Origin of the sequence: Shouchella xiaoxiensis, from assembly GCF_016907895.1 — a bacterium.
Taxonomy (GTDB): domain Bacteria; phylum Bacillota; class Bacilli; order Bacillales; family Bacillaceae_D; genus Shouchella; species Shouchella xiaoxiensis.
In genome coordinates this window covers 369764-391393 of the sequence record NZ_JAFBCV010000001.1, presented here as the reverse complement: position 1 = coordinate 391393, position 21630 = coordinate 369764, and the positions used below count along the sequence as shown (strand labels likewise).

At 43.8% G+C, this 21630-nt stretch carries 28 protein-coding genes; 15 read left to right on the top strand and 13 right to left on the bottom strand.

Annotated elements, in window-relative coordinates; genetic code table 11:
• Nucleotides 1-12 precede the first annotated feature (12 nt).
• The 4 genes from JOC54_RS02035 to JOC54_RS02020 all read right to left on the bottom strand — a co-directional run bounded on the left by JOC54_RS02035 (nucleotide 13) and on the right by JOC54_RS02020 (nucleotide 3995).
• A complete protein-coding gene (locus JOC54_RS02035) occupies nucleotides 13-903 on the bottom strand; it encodes a carbohydrate ABC transporter permease (RefSeq protein ID WP_204464069.1) in 891 nt (296 codons plus the stop codon).
• A gap of 16 nt (nucleotides 904-919) precedes the next feature.
• Nucleotides 920-1876 (bottom strand): ABC transporter permease, encoded by a 957-nt coding sequence (locus JOC54_RS02030; RefSeq protein WP_204464442.1) that lies wholly within the window; start codon nucleotides 1874-1876, stop codon nucleotides 920-922.
• Nucleotides 1877-2022: 146 nt separating this feature from the next.
• Nucleotides 2023-3006 carry a LacI family DNA-binding transcriptional regulator gene (locus JOC54_RS02025; protein WP_054792480.1) on the bottom strand — a complete coding sequence of 328 codons (984 nt, stop codon included), beginning with the start codon at nucleotides 3004-3006 and terminating at the stop codon, nucleotides 2023-2025.
• 44 nt (nucleotides 3007-3050) lie between these two features.
• The gene (locus JOC54_RS02020) at nucleotides 3051-3995 is read right to left on the bottom strand and encodes a ring-cleaving dioxygenase (protein WP_204464068.1); all 945 of its coding nucleotides are present in this window, start codon (nucleotides 3993-3995) and stop codon (nucleotides 3051-3053) included.
• An 80-nt stretch (nucleotides 3996-4075) separates the two neighbouring features.
• Between JOC54_RS02020 and JOC54_RS02015 the strand changes: the two genes are divergently transcribed.
• The gene (locus JOC54_RS02015; RefSeq protein ID WP_204464067.1) at nucleotides 4076-4669 is read left to right on the top strand and encodes an alpha/beta hydrolase; all 594 of its coding nucleotides are present in this window, start codon (nucleotides 4076-4078) and stop codon (nucleotides 4667-4669) included.
• A 33-nt stretch (nucleotides 4670-4702) separates the two neighbouring features.
• Here the strand turns inward: JOC54_RS02015 and JOC54_RS02010 are convergent, their stop codons facing one another.
• On the bottom strand, nucleotides 4703-4936 hold the full coding sequence (locus JOC54_RS02010) for a (4Fe-4S)-binding protein (protein ID WP_204464066.1): 234 nt from the start codon (nucleotides 4934-4936) through the stop codon (nucleotides 4703-4705).
• Between the two features lie 107 nt (nucleotides 4937-5043).
• On the opposite strand from JOC54_RS02010, the gene JOC54_RS02005 reads away from it, so the two are divergent.
• Both JOC54_RS02005 and JOC54_RS02000 read left to right on the top strand, forming a co-directional pair.
• A complete protein-coding gene (locus JOC54_RS02005) occupies nucleotides 5044-5604 on the top strand; it encodes an NADPH-dependent FMN reductase (RefSeq protein ID WP_204464065.1) in 561 nt (186 codons plus the stop codon).
• A 14-nt stretch (nucleotides 5605-5618) separates the two neighbouring features.
• Nucleotides 5619-5894 (top strand): GNAT family N-acetyltransferase, encoded by a 276-nt coding sequence (locus JOC54_RS02000; protein WP_054792477.1) that lies wholly within the window; start codon nucleotides 5619-5621, stop codon nucleotides 5892-5894.
• Between the two features lie 387 nt (nucleotides 5895-6281).
• Here the strand turns inward: JOC54_RS02000 and JOC54_RS01995 are convergent, their stop codons facing one another.
• The 5 genes from JOC54_RS01995 to JOC54_RS01975 form a co-directional block, all read right to left on the bottom strand.
• Nucleotides 6282-7061, bottom strand: coding sequence for a YibE/F family protein (locus JOC54_RS01995; protein WP_204464064.1), 780 nt, complete (start codon nucleotides 7059-7061; stop codon nucleotides 6282-6284).
• Nucleotides 7058-8182, bottom strand: a complete 1125-nt coding sequence (locus tag JOC54_RS01990) for a YibE/F family protein (protein ID WP_204464063.1) — start codon at nucleotides 8180-8182, stop codon at nucleotides 7058-7060. The genes JOC54_RS01995 and JOC54_RS01990 overlap by 4 nt, the downstream gene beginning before the upstream one ends.
• A gap of 77 nt (nucleotides 8183-8259) precedes the next feature.
• Complete coding sequence (locus JOC54_RS01985; protein WP_275582664.1) at nucleotides 8260-9174, bottom strand: oxidoreductase; 915 nt, start codon at nucleotides 9172-9174, stop codon at nucleotides 8260-8262.
• 285 nt (nucleotides 9175-9459) lie between these two features.
• Nucleotides 9460-10359: an aminoglycoside phosphotransferase family protein gene (locus JOC54_RS01980; RefSeq protein ID WP_204464060.1), complete on the bottom strand. Its 900-nt coding sequence runs from the start codon at nucleotides 10357-10359 to the stop codon at nucleotides 9460-9462.
• Nucleotides 10360-10375: 16 nt separating this feature from the next.
• Nucleotides 10376-11014 (bottom strand): DUF2268 domain-containing putative Zn-dependent protease, encoded by a 639-nt coding sequence (locus JOC54_RS01975; protein WP_204464059.1) that lies wholly within the window; start codon nucleotides 11012-11014, stop codon nucleotides 10376-10378.
• Between the two features lie 282 nt (nucleotides 11015-11296).
• On the opposite strand from JOC54_RS01975, the gene JOC54_RS01970 reads away from it, so the two are divergent.
• Entirely contained in the window at nucleotides 11297-11524 is a 228-nt protein-coding gene (locus JOC54_RS01970; RefSeq protein WP_204464057.1) for a DUF2651 family protein, read from the top strand.
• Nucleotides 11525-11546: 22 nt separating this feature from the next.
• On the opposite strand, the gene JOC54_RS01965 is transcribed toward JOC54_RS01970, so the two are convergent.
• Both JOC54_RS01965 and JOC54_RS01960 read right to left on the bottom strand, forming a co-directional pair.
• Nucleotides 11547-12083 (bottom strand): GrpB family protein, encoded by a 537-nt coding sequence (locus JOC54_RS01965; protein WP_204464056.1) that lies wholly within the window; start codon nucleotides 12081-12083, stop codon nucleotides 11547-11549.
• 19 nt (nucleotides 12084-12102) lie between these two features.
• Nucleotides 12103-12972, bottom strand: coding sequence for a GNAT family N-acetyltransferase (locus JOC54_RS01960; protein ID WP_204464053.1), 870 nt, complete (start codon nucleotides 12970-12972; stop codon nucleotides 12103-12105).
• Nucleotides 12973-13037: 65 nt separating this feature from the next.
• On the opposite strand from JOC54_RS01960, the gene JOC54_RS01955 reads away from it, so the two are divergent.
• The 7 genes from JOC54_RS01955 (at nucleotide 13038) to JOC54_RS01930 (ending at nucleotide 17369) form a co-directional block, all read left to right on the top strand.
• Nucleotides 13038-13955 carry a phosphotransferase family protein gene (locus JOC54_RS01955; protein WP_204464052.1) on the top strand — a complete coding sequence of 306 codons (918 nt, stop codon included), beginning with the start codon at nucleotides 13038-13040 and terminating at the stop codon, nucleotides 13953-13955.
• Between the two features lie 89 nt (nucleotides 13956-14044).
• Entirely contained in the window at nucleotides 14045-14170 is a 126-nt protein-coding gene (locus JOC54_RS23090; protein WP_275582663.1) for a hypothetical protein, read from the top strand.
• A 62-nt stretch (nucleotides 14171-14232) separates the two neighbouring features.
• Complete coding sequence (locus tag JOC54_RS01950) at nucleotides 14233-15042, top strand: hypothetical protein (protein WP_204464050.1); 810 nt, start codon at nucleotides 14233-14235, stop codon at nucleotides 15040-15042.
• A gap of 16 nt (nucleotides 15043-15058) precedes the next feature.
• Nucleotides 15059-15226, top strand: a complete 168-nt coding sequence (locus JOC54_RS01945; RefSeq protein ID WP_204464048.1) for a hypothetical protein — start codon at nucleotides 15059-15061, stop codon at nucleotides 15224-15226.
• A 136-nt stretch (nucleotides 15227-15362) separates the two neighbouring features.
• Nucleotides 15363-15680, top strand: a complete 318-nt coding sequence (locus JOC54_RS01940; RefSeq protein WP_204464046.1) for a PadR family transcriptional regulator — start codon at nucleotides 15363-15365, stop codon at nucleotides 15678-15680.
• On the top strand, nucleotides 15677-16393 hold the full coding sequence (locus tag JOC54_RS01935) for a DUF2812 domain-containing protein (RefSeq protein ID WP_204464043.1): 717 nt from the start codon (nucleotides 15677-15679) through the stop codon (nucleotides 16391-16393). The genes JOC54_RS01940 and JOC54_RS01935 overlap by 4 nt, the downstream gene beginning before the upstream one ends.
• Before the next feature lie 16 nt (nucleotides 16394-16409).
• Nucleotides 16410-17369 (top strand): TraB/GumN family protein, encoded by a 960-nt coding sequence (locus JOC54_RS01930; RefSeq protein ID WP_204464042.1) that lies wholly within the window; start codon nucleotides 16410-16412, stop codon nucleotides 17367-17369.
• A 244-nt stretch (nucleotides 17370-17613) separates the two neighbouring features.
• On the opposite strand, the gene JOC54_RS01925 is transcribed toward JOC54_RS01930, so the two are convergent.
• On the bottom strand, nucleotides 17614-18036 hold the full coding sequence (locus JOC54_RS01925) for a MerR family transcriptional regulator (RefSeq protein WP_204464041.1): 423 nt from the start codon (nucleotides 18034-18036) through the stop codon (nucleotides 17614-17616).
• 143 nt (nucleotides 18037-18179) lie between these two features.
• On the opposite strand from JOC54_RS01925, the gene JOC54_RS01920 reads away from it, so the two are divergent.
• The 4 genes from JOC54_RS01920 to JOC54_RS01905 all read left to right on the top strand — a co-directional run bounded on the left by JOC54_RS01920 (nucleotide 18180) and on the right by JOC54_RS01905 (nucleotide 21622).
• Nucleotides 18180-19511, top strand: coding sequence for a DUF3221 domain-containing protein (locus JOC54_RS01920; protein ID WP_204464039.1), 1332 nt, complete (start codon nucleotides 18180-18182; stop codon nucleotides 19509-19511).
• A 182-nt stretch (nucleotides 19512-19693) separates the two neighbouring features.
• Nucleotides 19694-19885 (top strand): hypothetical protein, encoded by a 192-nt coding sequence (locus JOC54_RS01915; protein WP_204464038.1) that lies wholly within the window; start codon nucleotides 19694-19696, stop codon nucleotides 19883-19885.
• A gap of 23 nt (nucleotides 19886-19908) precedes the next feature.
• The gene (locus JOC54_RS01910; RefSeq protein WP_204464037.1) at nucleotides 19909-20112 is read left to right on the top strand and encodes a hypothetical protein; all 204 of its coding nucleotides are present in this window, start codon (nucleotides 19909-19911) and stop codon (nucleotides 20110-20112) included.
• Nucleotides 20113-20263: 151 nt separating this feature from the next.
• Complete coding sequence (locus JOC54_RS01905) at nucleotides 20264-21622, top strand: PepSY-associated TM helix domain-containing protein (protein WP_239586529.1); 1359 nt, start codon at nucleotides 20264-20266, stop codon at nucleotides 21620-21622.
• Nucleotides 21623-21630 lie beyond the last annotated feature (8 nt).

The window sequence follows — 21630 nt, the reverse complement described above, 5'->3', positions numbered from 1 at the left end:
TCCCCCTTGTTTTTATCCTTTGATCGAACCAATCATGACGCCTTTCACAAAGTACTTCTGCAAAAACGGATATAAGATTAGCAGCGGAATTGAGGAAACAATGATAACCCCATACTTGATTTGTTCCGCCACGGCAAGCTGTGCTTGGCTAGACTCCACATCGCCAATCATCTGGCTCGACACTTCACTCTGAATTAACAAGTTTCGTAAAATCAGCTGTAGTGGGTACAAGGAGTCATTGTTTAAGTAAATTAACGCGTCAAAAAAGGAGTTCCAATGAGTTACCACATGAAACAGCACCATCACCGCAATAATTGGCTTTGACAACGGCACAACAATCTTTGAAAAGAAGCGAAAGTCGTTACAACCGTCAATCTGAGCTGCTTCAAGCATGTCTTTTGGAATCGACGTCTGAAAAAAAGTCCGACAGATAATAACGTTCCACAAGCCAACCGCATTTGGAATAACCATCGCCCAAATCGTGTTAACCATGCCAAGATCACGAACAACTAAATAAGTTGGAATCATGCCACCGTGGAAGAACAGCGTAATGAGCAGAAAAGCCATAATGAGATGACGTCCTGCTAAATCTTTGCGCGAGAGCGCGTACCCGGCTGTAACCGTCAGCGTGACGCTTATCGCTGTCCCAAGCGAGGAATAAATAAACGTATTTTTGAATCCGTTCCAAATGCCCGGATCGGAAAAAATTCGCCCGTAACCATCAAAGGTTACGCCTTTTGGCAGAAACAACACGTCTCCTGCAAAAATTCGGTTCGGGTCACTAATCGACGCAATGACGATAAAGTAAAGCGGATACAGCACGATTAAACAACCAAGCGTTAAAAAGAATAGATTAACCGCATCAAAGGCTTTATCACCTTTTGTTCGTTTGATTTGATTCACGATTGATAAACCTCCTTTACCAGAGACTGTTGTCGGATACTCTCCGAGCAATTTGATTAACGGTTACGAGTAAGATTAAATTGATGATCGAGTTAAATAAGCCGACTGCCGTTCCGAAGCTATACTGCGCTTGCTGAATACCAACTTCGTACACGTACGTCGCAATAATGTTTGACGACTCTTTATTCAGCGGTGTCTGCATAAGTAAGGCCTTTTCAAAGCCCATATTCATCAAGTTTCCAAGCGCGAGAATGAGCATGATGACCGACACAGGTAAAATTGCTGGGATGTCAATATGAAGCACGCGCTTAAACTTGCTCGCCCCGTCCATAACGGCCGCTTCATGCAAGGACGGATCAACCCCGGCTAACGCAGCCAGATAGATAATTGCCGCAAAGCCGGTACCTTGCCAGACGCCAGAGAAGACGTAAAGCGTTTTAAACCACTCAGGACTTGCCATAAAGTTGATTGGACTTCCCCCAAATAAAACAATGAAGTGATTAATCAAGCCACTTGACGGCGAGAGAAAGACAAACAATATACCGACCATAACGACGACCGAAATAAAGTGTGGTGCATAGACAACGGTTTGAATAAACCGCTTATACTTGTGACTGATAAGCATATTCAACATAAGCGCAAGCACAATTGGCAGCGGGAAGCCTACCGCCAGCTCATAAATGCTTAATACTAGCGTGTTCTCCATGATCTCCCAGAATTGATACGACTGAAAAAAACGTACAAAGTGATGCCAACCAACCCATTCACTACCCCAAATACCGAGACCCGGTAAATAATCACGAAAGGCAATTTGCAAACCGTACATCGGATAATATTTAAAAATAAGAAAATAAAGCAGCGTTGGAGCCAACAAAACGTATAGCTGCCAGCTTCGTGCCAACTGCGTACCCCACTTGCGTTTTCTTCCTCTTCCTGTCTTTAATGCCGGACCCTTTCTTGTGTGTTGTTCAATTGTCGCCACCGCATACCCACCTTCACAGCAATATGTAAAGCGTTTTCATGATTGATTTTATGTCAACCGGTTTCATATGTCAACCGGTTGCAGAAAATTTCATAACAAAAAAAAGATCTCGGCAAACAGCCAAAGATCTTTTTCACCTATGCACTCGTCCCTTTCTTCATGCGCACATCATGAATTAAGTCCGTCTCAATGCTTTTAGTTGGATGCTCAATTTGAGCGATAAGCGTAGCAACGGCGGTTTGCGCCATTGCATCAATTGGCTGCTCAATCGTTGTGAGCTCCGGTGCGAGCAGCGTCATAAATTCAGTTCCATCGTAACCAACTACCTTTACATCGGTAGGAACGGTTTTATTTCGTTTGCGAGCTTCGCGGATGACGGTCATGGCAATGCTATCATCACTGGCGAACACGCCGTCTATTCCCGGCTTTTCGTCAAATAACGCCGCTACCGCAACTGCTGTTGATTCTTGCTTTAAAATTGGCTCTATCTCACAGGTGAAGGCTGGTAAACCTGCTTCTGCCATGACGGTTTCGTAAGCATTTCGGCGCAGATTTGCCGGTGTTTCTAGATTACCTGGTCCGTTAATATGGACAATGGTTTTACAGCCTTCTGCTATTAAATGCCTTGTTGCAAGTTCGCCACCCTTGAAATTATCAGAGGAAACAACAGGAATGTTGCTAGAGAGATAGTGGTCAAACGCAACGGTTGGCAGATGGTGCGTATCATAATCAATTAGACCACGATTGTATGTACAGACGATGACACCGTCAACTTGATTGCGCCGCAGCATCTCCCAATACTTCTCTTCCTTCTCCACGTTATACAAGCTGTTGCACAGCAAAATTTTCAACCCTGCTTCGGCACAGTGGTGTTCAATTCTCGCTGTCAGCTCACCGTAAAACGGGTTGGAGGTCGTTGGCACAATTAGGCCAATCAGGTTGGAACGCTTGCTGAAGAGCGATCTTGCTAAGTCATTGGGCAAGTAATTTAGTTTTTCCATCGCCTGATAGACATTTGTTCGTGTTTCCTCGCTTATGTAGCCCCTATCATTTAAAACTCTAGAAACGGTCGTTGGCGACACACCCGCCGCTTTGGCAACATCGCTAATTTTTGGCTTCATTGCGTTCACCTCATTTCTTCTACTAAGTTACAGTCGCCATCATCTTATGTGCGCAACGGTTTGAGCCTTGCTTCGATTTCTTTGCGCTGTTGTTCAAGGAACGGCGGCAGCGAGAGTTTTTTTCCTAGCTTGTCGCTGTTCTCGTCAATCGCAAATCCTGGTCCATCGGTCGCAAGTTCATAGAGGATGCCGTTCGGCTCTCGAAAATAAAGCGATTGAAAGTAATAGCGATCAACAAACCCTGACGTTTGGAAACCTTCTTTTTCTAGCAGCTCAACCCACTTCTTTAACTCTTCTGCATCCGTCACGCGAAAAGCAAGATGATGGACGCTGCCTTTGCCTTCTTTTGCTAATGGTAATTGCTTGTTTTGCGTAAGGTGCACTTGTCCGTCAAGTCCGGCATTCGCTGTTTCAAATACCGTATACTCGCTTCCTGATTTTTGATAGGAACTGACTTTTGTAAAGCCTAGCACATCGGTTAAAACGAGCGCACTAGCTTCAAGGTAACGAACGGTTAGCGTCGCCGGCCCAAGTCCAATAATGGCATGTTCGGCTGGAATCTCTCTTGTCTCAATCCCAGTTCTTTCACTGTTTGAAGCAGAGATTAGACTCAGTTCATGCCCTTCAGGATCTTGAAAAGGGAGCGCTCGCTTGCCGTCTATCACTTCAATATCTTGATGATTCACTTGAAAGCGCGTAAAGCGTTCCTGCCAAAAGCGAAGCGCTTCATCGGATGGGACGACTAAAGAAACAGTCGAAATTCGATTTGTTCCAGCGACTTTTTCTTCGCTAGTTGGGATTTCAAAAAACGTTAGTTCCGTACCAGGCGAACCTTGTTGATCGCCATAAAACAAATGATAGAGATCAGGACTATCTTGGTTGACCGTTTTTTTCACAAGGTTCAAGCCGAGGATGTTTCGGTAAAAGGCAAGGTTGACTTTGGCATTTGCGATAATGGATGATACATGATGTATCCCGTTTAGTTCCATCTTTTTGTAGCCCTCATTTCATTTGATTATTCAATGGTTTCATTATAAATTAAAAATAAGTAGACGAATAGGAGGACCTCATGCAATCCTTTATCCATAAAAGTTCGAATCATCAAGATGTCTTTATTGTACTACACGGGAGCGGCGGCAGAGAAACCGACCTATTAGATGTTGTTGGCGAAGTGGACCCTAATCTGTCTGTTCTCGGCATTCGCGGTCAGGTCGCAGGAAAAGGCTTTCGCTATTTTAATCGCCCTGTGCATGGGCAATTTGATTTTGCGGAAATTGAGAAGAACACCCACAAACTTGCTTCCTTTATTGCTGATGAGCAAACGAAACATGGACTCACAAAAAGTTGTCTGCATCTTGTTGGTTATTCAAACGGAGCAAACATGGCTACAAGCTTATTGTACACGTATCCAGCAATGTTTGAGTCGGCTATGCTGCTGCACCCGAGCCATTTATTTAAAGACACGGAAACACGTGACTTACGAAGTAAACCCATTTTCATCTCGTCTGGGGCGCGAGACACGATTACGCTCCCTGGAGAAGCTGTTGCTCTAAAGGAACAGCTCACCGAGTACGGCGCCGAAGTGACCTTAAAATTAACCGATCATGGCCACGAGTTAACCACTCAGGCAATTGAAGCCGCCAGAAACTGGTGGAACAAATAAAAAGGAGACAGGCCTCCCTGTTCTCCTTTTTTTCTACTTGTATTGGTACTTCAATGCACCACTTGGACAAAGCTTTACGGTCGCTTCAACTTTTTCCGCGTCCGCTTTGTCAGGCTCAATCCAGGGCCTTTTCTTCGTATCAAATACTTCTGGGGCTGTCCCTACACATTTGGCAGCGTGTTCACAAAGGTCTTTATGAAAGAAAACATCAATCGTTTCACCATGATAGCGCTTGTATCTAGCTTCTAGAAGATCCTGTTCATTCATCCAAAAAAACCTCCTTATCTATTAATAGAATCATAGCACAACCAGCACTCCTTTTCAGTTATGATAGACTTATAAGATAGATTGACGAATAAGAAGGAGCTGAACAAATGAACACGAACCGATCGATTGCCATCATTTGTGGGAGTTTGCGAAAAGACTCCTACAACCGTAAGTTAATGAACCTCATCAGTGAAAAAGCACCTGACCATTGGACTGTATCCGAGATTCAGATTGAGACGCTTCCTTTCTACAATGCGGACATTGAGGCAGAGGGTGATCCAGAAAGCGTCCACATGTTAAAAGAAGCCATTGGACACGCAGATGGAGTGATTGTTGTCACCCCTGAGTACAATTCGGGCACGCCTGCCGTGTTAAAAAATGCTTTAGACTGGGCCTCTCGTCCGGTGAAAACGACGGTATTAAAGCAAAAACCTTTTGCGATTGCAGGCGCTAGTCCAGGTGGAGCTGGAAGCGCTCATTCACAAAATCAAGTCCGACAAACATTGCTCACGCTAGATGCCTACACCATGCCCGGTCCGAAGCTATTAGTGAGCGCTGTGCACCAAAAACTAAACGATGAGCAGACAGCGCTAAACGATGAAGGAACGGTTCGTCGAGTCGAGAAATTTGTGACTAGCTTCGACGCATGGATCAATCACTTTAACTAAAGGAGACTCGCCCTATGTTAATTCATGAAGATCACAAGCATGTTTATTATAAAAATGGCGATGAAGTAGCTGGCGAAATTACGTTTAAGCCAGTTGGCTCTAAGAAGATCATCATCGACCATACCCATGTTCATTCCGATCACCGCGGCGAAGGTATAGCCGAGGACCTCGTTTATTCGGTCGTGGAGCGGATGCGTAAAGAAGGCAAGAAGATTGTCCCGCTCTGCCCGTTCGCCAAAAAAGAGTTTGAACGCAACGCTGATTATCAAGATGTTTATAGCGAAAAATAATTTTTTAGATTGGATTCGGTGAAAAAGCTTCCGCATAGAGTAGGTAATTTCCACTCCAGGGGGAAGCTTGCCGCGGAGGAACGGCTGAGCCTTAGCAGTCTTCGTTCTGCTAAGTCTCATACGCCCCTTTTTCCGCTGGCGTCACCGCCTTTCTTTCCAATTAACAACAAAAATTAGCATCTTCATCCTTTGGTTTTTTTAATAAAAAAAAACAAACTGAGTCTTTCAGAATTTGATTCCAGATCTCAAAAAGGTCAACGCTGATCTTGACTGTCTCGAAATCGTGACCTTATTATGAAGAATTTGCCGAACAATAGCTGGTTAGAAACAAAAATAAAAAAAGGCGGAATCGTTTTAATAAAACTCTTCGGCCGTTACCACTTTATGCTACTGCTCGATCTTTGACTTACGTTTTTCCGACCATACTAGATGAAGCGCCGTTAATATCGCTGTGACCGGAATGATAAGAGCAACACCAATACCCGCACAGAAAATCGTAATCATCTCACTCGCAAACACTTTTGAATTGACCATTGCGCCAATCGAGTAGGACAAGTCTTTGAACCAGATCAACAAAGCAAGCTGACCACCAAAAAAAGCAAAAAACAATGTATTCGCGTTTGTGCCAAGAATGTCTCGTCCAATCTTCATTCCAAATACAAACAGCTGCTTGACGCTATAGTCTTTTTGCTGGCGCTGAAGTTCCTGCATCGGCGAAGCAATCGAAATTGCCGTATCTGCAACTGCCCCGATGGTACTCATTACGATGACCGAGGCAGCGAGCTGAGTAAAGTCGAGCCCAATGTACATCGAAAACGAGGCGAGCTCTTCAATTTCTTCCTCACCAAAACCTTGGATGAGCGCTAAATCGGTAATGAGCCAAATAAACGCTAGTGAGCCGACAATCGTCAGCATCGTTGCCACAAACGCTGTAATTGCTTTACTGCTCCATTCGTTGATAATAAATAACGTCGCCGCGGCAATCAGCGTACACGCAATAAACGTAATAATCATTGGGTGGAAGCCAGGATTTGTCATAAACACAATGGCTACAAATAAAATCCCGAAGTTTAAAAACAGCACCGCGAACGAGCGGGCACCTTTTTTTCCACCGACTCCAATCATTAAAATGAATAGTACAAGCAGCAAGGCCGTGATAACATTCATTCGGTCACCTTCTTTCTTTTAACAAAGAAGAGCGACACATACAATCCAATCGGAATCGCTAGCACGATGCCGATCCCACCAACTAATGCCCGAGCAATCTCCAGTGACAAATTCATTGAAAGCATGAAATCAAGCGGCGAATGGTTGCGGAAATACAGCAGGAGTGCAGGAATCGAGCCACTGACGTAGGCGAAGAACATGATGTTCGTCATCGTCCCCATCACATCTCGTCCAATCTCTAATCCAGACTGCTTCAGCGTCTTCATATCAATCTTCTTATCTTCCTCAAACATCCCAAAAACCGACGCCGACATCGTGATTGCCACGTCCATCACCGCTCCAAGCGAGCCAATCAGCAACCCGGCAAGAAAAACCAACTCATATGGACGCGTCAAAAACTGCATTTCTTCAAACCGAAGACCTTCTCCATCAAAGGCTCGGATAACAAGAAAAGCAAGCAGCATCGTAATTGCCGTCACAATTAGCGTCACTAGAATCGCCGTATACGTTTTTCGATTGGCCCCATTTACTAGCAGCAGCGTCACGATCGTGAACAGAACTGCACTTACGCCAGCAATCGGCAACAACCAGCTGTTCGATGTCTGCATATACACATCAAGCGCAAAAAACAAAATGAGACCGTTCACACCTAAGGACAGAGCCGAATATAGCCCCTGCCGGTTTCCTACTGCTACAAGTACAAACAAAAAAAGCCATCCGACGGCAACTAAATAATGATCCCGCTTTACATCATTTATCGTCCCGTTCAGCACATCCTCCTCGACCGAATCGGCATAGACAGATACAAACAGCTCATTTCCTTCGCGAAATTCAAGGTCAAAACCACCCGAAGCAGAGAACGAGTTTGTCAATTCAATCTGTCTGCCTTCATAGTCTCCATTCAAAATTTCACCAAGAAGCCGCTGCTCGTAAAGCACGTCCTCGTTTTGAAAGGTATCAACAACCTCTTCCTCACTGATTAGCTCTGTTTCGACGACCTTGGCGATCGACCGCTCATAGAAGGAATGATTGTTCCACACAAACAATAAAGAAGCGAGACAAAGCACAACAAGAACACTAATAAACAAGGCTCGCTTTTGTAAAAACAATCCAATACCCATTCCGATTCCCTCTTTCTGACATTCCGTTCTAACAGAATAGCAAGTTTGGGGACTGGCGGTCAATCTTCATTTACTTTTTAGAATCGATAGGTTATATTTGTCAGTTCCTCTGACACGTCCCACAGCTTTTTCATTCGCGCCTGCTCGAACACATTTGCTTTTGGGGCTTCGATTGTTGGCTTTCCTTTTCGACCTCCAGCACCATCAGGTCCAATTAACTCTCCCCCAACTAAGCGTTCATCAGACGCAGCCATAATAATGGGCAGTGCGCCCTGATCTGCCGGTTGGCTAAATAGCTTCAAAAAAGGCTTAACATACCACGGCGTTTCTTTTTTGCCTAATGTAAACAAATTCGTAGAAGAAAGACCTGGGTGTGCAGCAATGCTAATCGTTTTGTTTTGATTACTCGTTAAGCGATCATTTAGCTCTCTCGCAAACAACAAGTTCGCCAATTTACTTTGACCATAAAAAGTAGAGCTCTTATAGCCATTGATGCCATCTAGATTATTAAAATCGATCGCTCCATAGCGATAGGCGATTGACGTCAACGTAACCACTCGCGAAGCTTCTCCTTTTTCTAACAGTGGCAGAAGTAAACCCGTTAACGCAAAATGGCCAAAATGGTTGCTACCCATTTGCAACTCGAACCCGTCCTCCGTCATTGAAAAAGGTGGCATCATCACGCCAGCATTATTAATCAGAATGTCCACAACGTCTTCTTTCATTGATAGCGCCTTAGCAAACTCATGCACACTATCAAGTCTTGAAAGATCTAATTCAGCGCATTGCACATCTGCTTTCGGATGGAGATGCAAAAGCTCTTTTTCCGCTTTCATGCCTTTTTCCATGTTTCTCACGGCCAAAATGACACGGTCTCCTGCACCTGCAAAGTGTTTAGCCGTTTCTAGACCAAGTCCACTATTCGCGCCTGTAACAATAACAACTTTCTTTTTCATAGCTTGATCTCCTACTCTATCATGTTGTATTAACAACGTATTTTCTGCATCTTCATTTTTAGTAGATCCTCTATTTTAACGTGGAGATGACTAAATGCACAAAAAAGAAAGCCCTTCGCTAAGCAAATAAAGTCATGTACAAGGTGACAGACAGTAAAGGGACTTTCTGATGAATGAGTTTACTATTAGGAAAGATCGCGTTTGAGGTAATTCATTTATACGATTTAAACACAAATACTCATAAGATAATAGAATTCTATAAAAAGATATGAACATAAATAAAATTTTAACTGCTGTGCATGAAGTATGTATAGACACTCTCTATCTCCTATTTATACTCTCCTTCACCTCTGCACAATACTGCTCAACCCGCTCTAAATAATGGGCTGCTTTACCTGCATCCTTCTCATGCAGGGTAAACAAAATCACGAGCATTAGCGCTGTATCCAGTCGGTAAATTGTTTGAATGATTGGCTTTGTTTGAAGCAATCGTTCGCTTTCTGGATAGCCTTGCAAAAAAGCAGCTTCATCAATTTCTGCAGATTCTGAGATTCGCATCAGTTCCGCAACCGGGGAGCCAACATAGGCGTTATCCCAATCTATCAGTGCTTTTATGTTTCCATGTTGCCCGAGAAAATTCGGTCGCCTAACATCAAGATGAAGCAGCACTCGTTTCTCCTTCACGCTTTGCAAGATCGTTTGTAAAAATGTAGTCGGAAGAATTGGCAGCTTCCTACCCGTTAGCTGGTTCACTTCTACTATGCGTGAAGCAATGCGTTTGGCGACAATTGCTTCAAACGGATCGTCTTCTTGGTCAACCAGCTTCAGATTATTGACTGGCATTTGATGAACCGCTCCAATCATTCGTCCCATTTTCTCTGCATCAATTAGAGCTTGATCACTTTCAATTAATTCAGATACTAAAAAGCGAATCTCTGCTCCTAAATAGAGGTGATGCACGGTTGGGACCGGAATGCCGTGAACACTGCAATAAGCAGTAAGCTGCGCTTCTTTTTCTAATGACCGTGTCTCTAATTCTTCATCTGCTCGCCACGGTGTGCGGATGACAAGCTGTCCTAAGCGGGCATCCTTTAGTCGGAATACGGCATTATCGACGCCTTCGCTGAAGAAACGCAGTTCGCCGCCAATGTCATATTCGCTTTTTAAACAGTGCGAAAGCTGCTGTTGTAATGCTTGAATCTGGTTCATTTTATTTTCCATGGATTCTCCTTTATTCTTAAAGAAACAAATTTACCTCTGCTCTTGTTAATGTCTTGAGTGAATAGCCTTGCTTCATTTTTTCTACGATCAAATTTACTCCGAAGTAGTAACCGCTCTTCTTATACTTTCCATCCTCATTCGCCATAAAATAGGCTTTCATCCGCTCTCTACTTAGCTTCTCGCAAAAATCGGCGCGAATATCTGCTTCAATCTCGGCCTCATTTTCCTTCAGCTTCAAGTAGTCATCTTCAGAGATCGCTAGCACCTGTTGAATCTGTTCTTCAGTAAGTGGTCTATTCTTCATTAGTAAAGGAGCTAAAGTCGCTAAGCCTTCAGCAATAACAAGATCACCGACGGTCATTTCCGTTTGCGTCAGGTTTAAAGCATGGAAGCGGATGAGATGATTGTACTCATGCATAACGAGCTCTGCGAACGAATTCTTGTTAATCCTCTCCCAGCCGAAAAAGAGAAAAGGTCGGACCATTTGATCGCTCCATTGTGCGGTACCGTCAATATGACCGAAACCAACGAGTAGATAGGTATCATACAACTGCTCTTGGCAATAGAATTGGTCGCACGTTTGTAACGTTTCCCTTATAAGCTGTAACGTATCATCTTGGTCGATTTGCTGAAGCTGACTAATGTATTCGTTCATTTCGTCGTTTCTTATAGAGGCTAAAACCGTCTCTTTCGGTAAGTGATACAACGTATGAAACAGGGATTGATAAACTTTTTGTGCTGCTTATACAGCGACTCCCAAGCGTTTAAATAGGAAGCTGACCGCTCAAGTTCCTGCATAAAATCATTGTAACCATTGATGATCAATTGCTCGTCCCCTCTTTTCTAACTTTCATCGACATTCAGATTGTGTTCACGAACAGCATTTACTAGAATAGTAGTTAGAAGTAAGAAAATTTCATAAACGGAGGCTATTAAAATGGAGTTTGTTGTTGCGCTTCTCGTTGGACCAACACTTGCGGTTATACTCGGGATCACTGGTTACTTACTGACAAAAACGTTATTCATTGCCCCGCTCATTGTTGCGATTGGGACAACGATTGCAAGCTTCACCCTTTTTAATTCTTCTTTTCTAGTCTATGTATTTGTTTATTCCATTCTTGCTTTACTTAGCGGCTGGCTGTTCAGCTTGTTAAAGGAGAGGTAGCGGCATTTACGCCCAACCTCTCTTAGCTTGAATGCCACGCTTTTCGCAAAATCCCCTGCACGAATTCCGTCTTCCCGTCTGTATATTCTTCACGACTGCCGGCCGTTTTAGCTAACTCACGCTTGATTTGCTCATAGATTTTCACTTCCTCAGGATGCTTGCGTAAATAGTCGCGAAAAGCTAGATGCTCGCTTAAAGCTGGGCTATTTTTCGGGCAAACATAGAGGTGATGTGTCATCCAAACGGTTGATCCCTGACTGAATGGAACAAATTGATTCTCTCTAGCAAACGCTTCTCTGCCCTCAATCCCTTTATTCCCTTCATGAATATAGCCAAGCTTGGTTAACCGCTCTGCCACCAGTGGGAATTGGGCTTCTTCCTTTAATATGAGATCGAGGTCAATGATTGGCTTGGCGCTCAGGCCGACAATTGATGTACTACCCACGTGCTCAACTGCTTCGAGGTAATCACCCACTTCTTGTTGGATCGTCTTGCTCAATCGAAGGAAAATCTGCCTCCATTCCTCCTTGTAAGGCTCGATCGTGACAACTTGCTTCATTGATCTTCTCCTCTCATTTTTAACAATGGGATGTTACTGGAAATTTTATTGGAGAGACCAACTCCCCTAATACAAACAAAGCATCGTCATCATCTGAGACCGTTTCAACCTGCATTCCTTTCAGCTCAAAACCAGGCGTGAAATGACAAACGATCTTTTCTGTTGTTGGCTTCATGCATGATGCTAACACTTTGTCTATTTTCGGCTCTTGTAGAGAAATCACATCATACAGCTGCAGCGTGTCTTCCTCATGTTCCATTAACACGATTACGTCCAGCTCTGCTATATAATAGATCATTTCAGCAAACGGAATTGCAAAATAAAAGAGTAAGAGCGCATCATTGTTAGCCACATCCACTTGATTTGATTGACTGACGCGGTGTTTCGCGTAGAATTCTAGCAATTCACGATCGTGGTCCAGTGATACCTGTTGAACGGCGTGTCCCTGCTCTACGCTTAGGTCCGCCTCCTTCACATCAATCGTATAAAGCGATTCATGCACCCTCTTAAAGCCATAGCGGGGATAAAAGTCGAGCACCGCTTTGTTCGCATACAAGTAAATCATTTCACCAGCGTAAACGCGTAATAGATGCTTCATCAATCGCCCCGCCAGTCCACGCTTTTGATGAGCTGCGGCGGTCATGACGGTGCCAACTTGAATGGCGTTGTATAGTTTCCCATTTAGAATAAGCGTCATTTTAAAGATAGAGGCGTTTGCCACGACTTCCCCTTCGTACAAGAACGAATAAGGAATGTAGCGCTCGTCCCAATAGCCTCGTTTGTACCACGCTTTAAAATCAAGTCCAAACGTCGCAATAGCCAGTTTATTAAAGCTTTCTCTCAATCTTTCATTCTTGCGATAGTTAGACACCAATTGGTAGTCATTCATTGCTCGTTCCTCCATAATCTGTTATGGTAGTTTCATTTTAACACGTCAGAACTAGAGGTGAACCGATGAAATCGTTTAAATTAAGCCTTTCAGACAGTGACGCTACCGAGTTAATTCGCACTCATTATAAGGAAGCCGAGCAAATCTCTTCAATCGATATGGGCGAGTTAAGCAAAGTCTATCAGTTTCGAACAGATGATAACGCCTATGTTGTCCATTTTCGACTAAAGGAGGAAAGCTTGCTAAAAGCAGAAGCAATCTATGAGCAGTTCGGTTCATTGTTGCCTATCCCCCGTACGCTTCAGCGCGGGACAAAAAACGGGGTGCATTATTTAATCAGTCAAAAAGCAGACGGCGCTCCCGTTAGTGCTTTAACAGAAGAAAAACAGTCTCAAATATCAACTCATTTAGCTGACGTTTATTCCCAAATTAATGAAACGAAAACGAGCGCAGCATTCGGAATCATTGAGCCAGGCAAGCAGCCAAGCGACTCATCTTGGCTGGCTACGCTAGAGCGTTTCTTTATCGAAGAAGAAGACAGTTTTTACGGACGCTGGAAAACGTTATTCACAAACAGTATGTTAGAAAAAGACGTTTTTGAGCAAGGCTATAAGAAAATGATGGAGCTTGCCGCTTATGCGCCAAAACAACCCTATTTGGTACACGGCGATTTCCATACAGGTAATTTCATCGCGGCTGGCGACCGCATCACGGCAATTGTTGATTGGGAGATGGCGATGCAGGGCGACTTTATGTTTGATCTAGCCGGGCTCCATTTCTGGTCGCCTCATTTGCAGTTTCCTGATAAAATGAAGGTCATTTGGCAGGAGCAAGATAAGACGATCCCCTACTTTAAAGAACGACTTTATGCAGGTCTACTCTTTAAAGCAACCGATGGACTCCGCTTTTACGCAAGACAAGACCATCCCGGTGGTTACGAACTGATGAAAACGAAGCTAAACGAGCTGCTTCTCAATCTCTAAGCATTCCGCGCTGTGCGGAATGCTAGTTTCATGTATGAGCCGCTCACAAATAAGAAAGACTTGTAAAAAAAGCTAGGAGCTGCACATTCATGTTTAAAAAGGTTGATCTTTTCAGCAAAAATGTATCGATTACGAATAAAACGACGACCGTCACAAAAACCAAAAACGGCAAGAAGCTGTTTACCTCATCGTTTAAAACAAATGCTAACAAATAATTCCACAGCCTCTGCTGTTCTTGTTATAATTGAAGAACGAGTTCGTTCTAAGGATGTGACGCATGAATCTCAATTCAATTATTGAAAATGGAAAAAAATATGGGTTTGTCGCTTTTGTCGCCTTTCTTTTACTCGCGCTCGTATTGCGCTCTGTATCTGACAATGCAGATAGACTGCTTGCTCAGCTCCACCGATTAATGGGACAACCGTTCCACGTTTCTTTTTTGCGCTATTCAGACTCACAGCACGATTTGGTTCAGATGCTACAGTTTATCCTGCTTTCTGTGCTCTACGCCAGCCTCGCTGTAGGCATCTATACACTTGTTCGCTTCTTCATAAGACGACAGGCAGCAGCACCGGACTTCGGCTATTCAAGTCGGGTTGTGATTGAAGAACGGCTGTCGGAACTGATTCATTCGATTGAAGAAAACAAGCATATTAGCGTCATCCAACAAAACTTACAGCATTACTTTGATGGGCTGTCAGTCGAGCTTGCGAAAGTTCTTAATGTGAAGCCCAAAGATTTTTCCACTCACTGGTTTTATACAGATACTGGCGGCTACTTAAAAGTGCTCAGGAATGTGCAGAAAGAAAAAGACCTTGTTGACGAACTAATTGCCTCCTCCATCCGCTTTAAGCAAAATCGTGTGCAGGATTCGATTCAGATCAAAAAACCTGAATCAGCCATTCATGATTTCCTCCTTATTCGAAACTATGGAAACGTGAAGCTAGGTTTAGCCATCTGTTTATATAAACCAAATCTATTGACGAGCTCGGTTGAAGAGAATATGATTAACTTAACATCTGATATTGCTTTACTCGGTTTAAATGATGAACTATTCGGGGAAATACAAATTAAAGTCGAGTCTTAAAAAGGAGGTCATCCACATGTTTGGTTTTAGCAAAAAAGAACATCAAGCTGAGAAGAGCTTTCAAGTTAAAAAAGCCGTGTCTGCCAGCAACACAAAAGGATTTGCGCGCGTTTCTTTATTGGACAAGCCTTCAAACATAGTGATTGAAAGCGACTCCGAAAAAGGCATTCCAGCAAGTAACTAACACATCAGACACAAGCGCCCTTTGCGGCGCTTTTTTTTTGTTTTAAAGGACTAGACACTTATATCACAAAGTGATATAGTTCATTTAATGATATATCACTTTATGATATAAGTTTAAACAGATGGAAGGGATATCGGTGAAGCAATCGGAGCATGTAACAGACTCGATGTTTTACATAATGGCAGCGCTAACCGAACCTCGGCACGGCTATGCCATCATGCAAATTATTGAAGAAACAACAAGCGGTGCCGTCAGCATCGGACCAGCTTCCATGTACACGATTATAAAAAAACTGCTAAAGCAAGACTGGATTTGTCCATCAGATGAAACGAATTCAAGACGTAAAACGTATAGATTAACAGGAAAAGGAAAAGACGTTTTGCGTAGCGAAGTGACACTCCGAAAACAACTTCTTGCCTTAGCGGAAAAGGGATTACAGGAGGGGCTTATATGAGCCAAACAAAGTATATGATGTCAAGTGGTCTCGCATTTTCGGAGGAAAAAGACTTGAAAAAGCTGCGGCAACACTCATTAAAAGGTTGGCATGTTCAGGGTTTTCGTCCAGGCGGCTATTCTCTCCAGAAAGGAGAAAGCACAGATTACATATATGCCTATGACTATCGGCTCCTAGCTACGAATGAACAAGATGAGTATCTTGAGCTGTTTACTAGCTCTGGCTGGACTCCTATTGCGTCAGAAGCAGGCATCCATTTATTCCAAGCGCTCCCGGGGACAAAACCGATTCACAGTGACCAAGAATCAACGGTCGAAAAACACGAGTCAATTAGCCGGTTTATGCGTGCGTTAGCTTATCCAGTTATCCTTTTAACAATAGCACTTTGGCTTGGTTGGCTTTTTGCTGAAGGAGCGTTACAAACTGGTTTGTTCTATGGAGCTTTAGCGCTAACACCGCTCGCTCTTCCACTAGCTTGGACCGTTCTAACTTTAGCGGGAAACACAGCAAAGGCAAAAGGAAAATCGCTGTATCAGTTTACGACATTGATGCTGCCCTTCGCCCTTTTCTTAGCACTTATCGTCCTTTTAACGGACAACATGGCAAGCGCTATACGCATGGGAGCTTCGATGCTGGTTTGTGGAGCCGCCTTCGCCCTTATATTTTCTTTTTCTCTATCGCTTTTTGACAAGTATAAACAAAAAAACGGTTAGATTGGAGTACAGAACTATGACAAAAAAATGGCATTATGCAGGATTATCTCTCGTACTACTAGCAGGTCTAGCAGCCTGTAACAACGCAGAAGACGAGACTGACGGTGACGCAGAGCCCGATAACGAAACCACTACAGGAACAGACGAGGTTGAAGAAGGAAACGGTGGGTTTCTTTGGAAAATAGAGCATGAAGATACAATCGCTTATTTACAAGGAACAATTCACGTTGGACGTGAGGATTTCTATCCATTAAACCCTCAGACTGAAGCGGCTTACGAGCAAGCGGATGTTGTTTTGCCAGAAGTTGATATTGTGAATGCCGATGAAACAGAGCTAGCAGAAATGATGACTCCTTCTACCTTACCTGATGACGAAACGATTGCTGACTATATTTCTGCTGATCACTATGCGGAACTGGAAGAGATACTTAGCGCCAATGGCATTCCAATGGAAATGTTTGAATCGTTTGAGCCGTGGTTTCTAGAGAACTTATTGCTCGCCATTGGCATACAATCTAGCGATCTTCAAGACACACATGGCGTTGAAGAATACTTCCTATCCCGCGCTGTGGAAGATGGGAAAGAAATTCGCGAGCTAGAGACAATTGAAGGGCAGTTTGAGATGATGTCAGGGTTTTCGATTGATACGCAGGTGCAGCTGCTTGAAAGCGCCATTGATACGTTTGAAGAGGCAGCTGACGAACTTGACGCAATGGGTGAATCATGGCTTGAAGGTGACATTGAGGCAATGGAAGCGATATGGCAAGAGCTGCTTGATTCAGATGTGGATGAAGAATATACTTACGAATTAAACGATGCTCGCAACCTTGACATGTCCGAAACGATTGACGAGATTCTACAGGAGAACAGCGGACAAACGTATTTCGTTTTTGTCGGCTCGATGCACTTAGTTGCTGAACCAAGCATTGTCTCTATTTTAGAGGAAAAAGGCTACACGGTTGATTTTATCTACTAAGAATAAAGACCAATGAGCGTGATGCGCCCATTGGTCTTCTTGCTTTACTTCAATCCATTTTCGTCAATCACTTGTTTAAACCAGGAACTGCTTTATTGAGCCGTCATTACAGAACCGGGAAATCGCTACAAATTGATCTTTAACTGCATGGGCCATGGGTAGTCGATCTTTATTCTAGTCACGGGTAGATCTAGTTCTTTAACAGGGCAGAGAAGCACAGTTTTTCAAATCCCGATATTCTCCTTTAGGCTCTTATCTCGTCTGGAAGATCTTCTGTTGCGATTGCTTTCGGCGCATCTGCTGTGCCTGCCTCCACCGCGACATCGTAAAACCAACATTTGTAGGTAACCATGTCCATTGTTTTTTGCAGCATCGCCATTTTTTCTTCCACAGCTCGTTTTCGTTCATAAAACATATTCTGACGCAATGTCAACGTTTCGTCTCCTTCCACATACCAATCGATAAACAGCTTAATTTCTTTTAATGGCATCCCGGTCGCCTTTAAGCAGCCGATCAGCACGATCCACTCCAAATCTCTCTCCGTAAACATGCGCCGTCCGTTCGAGTCACGCTCCAGAAAAGGCAATAAGCCTTCTTTTTCATAGAAACGTAATATATAAGGAGATAAGTCTACTTTTTCTGCCACTTCACTGATCCCATAGGTCATTGTCTCAACTCCATTCTACTCTCATTATAATTGTTCGAGTTCGCTCTAAGTCAACGGGCATTCTACATCAAGATGCTTTTACAAACAGTTTCACAAGGATTTTTTTCGCCTATGTCGAATAAGGTCAAAAAGGAGTGATTTCAATGAAAAAATGGCTCTTCCTCATGTCCCTCCTGTTTCTCGGAAGCTGTCAGTCTGTCCCCTTTGGGCTAAATGAAAACACCGGTGGCGATGCCTTTACGACGTATGAATACGAGCCGTTTAGTGGGTTTGTCAGCGATGTGTATGAATCATCTGCGCTCATAAACATTGATCATGGCTTGATTGATTTTTCCAATATGCCTAGCGAGATTGAAGTCGGCGACCGAGTCCGTATTTCCTTTAATGGCGATATTGCTGAATCCTTCCCCGCTCAAGCAGACGGCACGCGCAGTGAAATTGTCTCTCCACCAGCACCTGAAGGAGCGAGCTATTCGGAGAAAGAAGCGATTCAACAGGCGTTGAAACAAGCGGAAGAATTCCCACCTGGAGACGAATTTCTCGATTATCGCTACACTACATTTACAAACTATTTGGCAGAAAATGATGTGTGGGAAATTAGCTTGCACATATTTGGAGAAGAGGATGAACGGGTCTTTCAAATTGGAGGAGATGAAGAGATGGAGACAGACTGGGGCTACCTTTCAGCGAAAGATGAGCATTTTGCCTCCATTTTTACAGAAAGAGACGGCTTAGTCCAATTTACAAACCTAACGATTGAAGCAGCTATTGGCGATCGCATTCACGTCGATTATGATGCAACGACAAGATCTCTTCCGCCACAAGCAAACGGCAGCAACGCAAAGCTTGTACCCGCAGAAACGGTGGATGGTGCGTCTCTTTCAGAAAAAGAAGCGATTCAAGCGGCACTAGAAATAGCCCAAAATCAATCAGGCTCTGAAAACCCACTCCTCTACATAACCGCTGCGAATTATCTCGATTGGGAAGATAGCTGGGGAATCTCTTTATCCGACTTCTACACAGATGAGGCCCATTACTTACTGATTAACAGTGAAGGACAGGACAAACGAGCAAATCGTGACTGCGAAACGCATCCACTGACGGACTTTGCGCCAACATGCTTTACTGGCTTTGTTACTGAAAACCAGCTTATCAGCGACGGCATAAACGGCTTGATTAGCTTTAGTGGATTAAATCATTCAATTGAAATTGGCGATCGAATTGATGTCGTTTATTTCCTTGTTCGTGAAAGCTATCCAGCCAGTTCAGATGCCCATTTCTCAAAGATCATAACACCACCAAAACCAGAAGGTGCGTCTCTTTCAGAAAAAGAAGCGATACAAACTGCGATTGCTCGGTACCGTGAGCACGATCCAAAAACCGATTTTCCACCTATCATTACCTTTACGTCCTATCGAGAGAGTGATGATGTCTGGGAAATTACGATTGAAGATGAGCGATATGAAATAGAGTAATTCAAGATAGACGTTTGAATTGGGCCTCCAAAGGTTATGGATTTAGATCCCATATCTTGGAGGTTTCGCTATGAGCAAGCAAGGCAAAAAACCGCTTTTCGTGATAGGAAAACGGTGATGTTATGGTTTTTAGGCAGTTTAATCGGTACGCTAATCGGCACGTTTTTATTGTAGGGGTCTTTATGAATCGCAAAGATTGGTTTCTGTTCTTGGCTTTTTTTCTAGCAACCTTTGTCTTTGGTTTACTTACACGCATGATCCTGCAAGATGATTTGAACGCTAAAGCCATCTGGCCTGTTCATCTCGTTTTTTCAATTATTGTTGCTTTGATGTTTACCTTTATCACCATTCCGAATGAACGAAAAAAGAAATGATCACTAGTTTGGGAGGTTACTTTATGCTTGTTAAAAATCGGTGGTTGGATGGACTACTCGTCTTTACTTTTTGTTTTTTCTTTACCTACTTCTTACGTTTCTTGATAGCTGGTGGAGACTACCCTTTCTCCGACAAATGGGGTAATCATCTCGCCATGGCTACTGGTTTAACAATTGGATTCATTATTATACCCGCTTTTATTAAATGGAGAAAAAAGAAGCGATAATTCACTAATAAACCTCCTACGACCTCTGTCCCTCATTTTCAGCGAAATTTTCCCAACTCAAAAAACCGAATCACTTCACATCTACCTCACTCGTTTAGTATATAGTGAGATCAATAGATGCACGTATTCTAAGCGAAATGAGGAGTGGCCTTTGACAACGAACAAGCCTCGTTCATTACTGCGCTATCAGATGGTTTGGCGCTGGCATTTTTATGCTGGACTTTTGATTGCCCCGATCTTGCTACTATTAGCTATAACCGGTGGGCTTTATTTGTTTAAAGGAAATATCGAGGCGTCCATGTACAGCGAGTATCGCGACGTTACACCTGATGCTAGCGGCATTACGCTTGCGCCGAGCGAGTTAATTGGGAGCGCGTTGCTTACATACGAAGAGGTCGAGACCATTCGCTCTTACTCTCCTAGCGAGGAGCCGACAAAATCGGTTGAACTTGGCGCAACCTTTGTTGACGGCAGCACCGGCACGATTTTTATGAACCCCTATAGCGGTGAGGGCTTAGGTGTTTTGCTCGATCAAGACCGCGTAATGGAACGGTTAATCGAGCTTCACAGTGAGCTGATGCTTGGCACATTTGGAGATCGGGTTGTTGAACTTGCCGCTTCCTGGACGATTATTCTACTTGCGAGTGGGCTCTATTTATGGTGGCCGAGACGCCCGAAACCAAAGCTGCATGGTGTCTGGCTGCCGCGTTTTCGTAAAGGAAAAAAAGTGCTTGTGCGCGATCTCCATGCCGTCCCTGCAGCATGGCTCTCACTTGGGATTGCTTTTTTTGTACTAACGGGCATGCTCTGGACTGGGTTTTGGGGCAATGGCGTTCAGCATCTGGCGACAAGCACCGGCCATGGGTATCCGCCGTCGATTTGGATTGGCGATGCGCCGGGCTCACTGACCGAAGACGTTGCGGAATCATCGTGGGCGGCGCAGAAACTGCCTGTTCCCCTTTCAATGGATGCTCAGGGCTACGAGCAGATTTCGATTGATGACGTTGTCACAACCGGACTTCACCGCGAACTTCATCCAAGCTACACCGTTTATTTTCCAACTAGTGCATCAGGTTCGTTTACGCTCTCCGCCTTTCCTGAGCAAGCGAAAGATGAAGCCACCATGTATATTGATCAATATACCGGAGCTGTACTCGCTGATTACCGTTACGATGATTATGGAACGCTCGGAAAATGGATGGCAACGGGTATAACGATTCATAAAGGGCTTGAATTTGGGCTACTCAATCAATTGCTAGGCCTTCTAATCTGTCTTGGACTAATTTGCATTATCGTTTCTGGGTTTATTCTCTGGCTTCGCCGCAAACCAAACAGTCATATAGGAGCGCCAAAAGCATTATCTGTTCGCAAGAGCCGTGTTCTAATTGTACTGCTTGCTGGGTTTGCGCTTCTCTTTCCACTTGTGGCGCTTTCTCTTATTGTCGTGTTTTTGCTTGATTGGTTGGTTGTTCGTAAAAATAAGCGCTTTAAAGCTTTTTTTCGCGCATAGGAGGAAGG

Bases quoted from the DNA above. Each gene is read 5' to 3' on its own strand.
- JOC54_RS02025 (WP_054792480.1), bottom strand. From the start codon at position 3,006: ATGAAGCCAAAAATTAGCGATGTTGCCAAAGCGGCGGGTGTGTCGCCA.
- JOC54_RS02020 (WP_204464068.1), bottom strand. From the start codon at position 3,995: ATGGAACTAAACGGGATACATCATGTATCATCCATTATCGCAAATGCC.
- JOC54_RS02015 (WP_204464067.1), top strand. From the start codon at position 4,076: ATGCAATCCTTTATCCATAAAAGTTCGAATCATCAAGATGTCTTTATT.
- JOC54_RS02010 (WP_204464066.1), bottom strand. From the start codon at position 4,936: ATGAATGAACAGGATCTTCTAGAAGCTAGATACAAGCGCTATCATGGT.
- JOC54_RS02005 (WP_204464065.1), top strand. From the start codon at position 5,044: ATGAACACGAACCGATCGATTGCCATCATTTGTGGGAGTTTGCGAAAA.
- JOC54_RS02000 (WP_054792477.1), top strand. From the start codon at position 5,619: ATGTTAATTCATGAAGATCACAAGCATGTTTATTATAAAAATGGCGAT.
- JOC54_RS01995 (WP_204464064.1), bottom strand. From the start codon at position 7,061: ATGAATGTTATCACGGCCTTGCTGCTTGTACTATTCATTTTAATGATT.
- JOC54_RS01990 (WP_204464063.1), bottom strand. From the start codon at position 8,182: ATGGGTATTGGATTGTTTTTACAAAAGCGAGCCTTGTTTATTAGTGTT.
- JOC54_RS01980 (WP_204464060.1), bottom strand. From the start codon at position 10,359: ATGGAAAATAAAATGAACCAGATTCAAGCATTACAACAGCAGCTTTCG.
- JOC54_RS01975 (WP_204464059.1), bottom strand. From the start codon at position 11,014: ATGAACGAATACATTAGTCAGCTTCAGCAAATCGACCAAGATGATACG.
- JOC54_RS01970 (WP_204464057.1), top strand. From the start codon at position 11,297: ATGGAGTTTGTTGTTGCGCTTCTCGTTGGACCAACACTTGCGGTTATA.
- JOC54_RS01965 (WP_204464056.1), bottom strand. From the start codon at position 12,083: ATGAAGCAAGTTGTCACGATCGAGCCTTACAAGGAGGAATGGAGGCAG.
- JOC54_RS01960 (WP_204464053.1), bottom strand. From the start codon at position 12,972: ATGAATGACTACCAATTGGTGTCTAACTATCGCAAGAATGAAAGATTG.
- JOC54_RS01955 (WP_204464052.1), top strand. From the start codon at position 13,038: ATGAAATCGTTTAAATTAAGCCTTTCAGACAGTGACGCTACCGAGTTA.
- JOC54_RS23090 (WP_275582663.1), top strand. From the start codon at position 14,045: ATGTTTAAAAAGGTTGATCTTTTCAGCAAAAATGTATCGATTACGAAT.
- JOC54_RS01950 (WP_204464050.1), top strand. From the start codon at position 14,233: ATGAATCTCAATTCAATTATTGAAAATGGAAAAAAATATGGGTTTGTC.
- JOC54_RS01945 (WP_204464048.1), top strand. From the start codon at position 15,059: ATGTTTGGTTTTAGCAAAAAAGAACATCAAGCTGAGAAGAGCTTTCAA.
- JOC54_RS01935 (WP_204464043.1), top strand. From the start codon at position 15,677: ATGAGCCAAACAAAGTATATGATGTCAAGTGGTCTCGCATTTTCGGAG.
- JOC54_RS01930 (WP_204464042.1), top strand. From the start codon at position 16,410: ATGACAAAAAAATGGCATTATGCAGGATTATCTCTCGTACTACTAGCA.
- JOC54_RS01925 (WP_204464041.1), bottom strand. From the start codon at position 18,036: ATGACCTATGGGATCAGTGAAGTGGCAGAAAAAGTAGACTTATCTCCT.
- JOC54_RS01920 (WP_204464039.1), top strand. From the start codon at position 18,180: ATGAAAAAATGGCTCTTCCTCATGTCCCTCCTGTTTCTCGGAAGCTGT.
- JOC54_RS01915 (WP_204464038.1), top strand. From the start codon at position 19,694: ATGAATCGCAAAGATTGGTTTCTGTTCTTGGCTTTTTTTCTAGCAACC.
- JOC54_RS01910 (WP_204464037.1), top strand. From the start codon at position 19,909: ATGCTTGTTAAAAATCGGTGGTTGGATGGACTACTCGTCTTTACTTTT.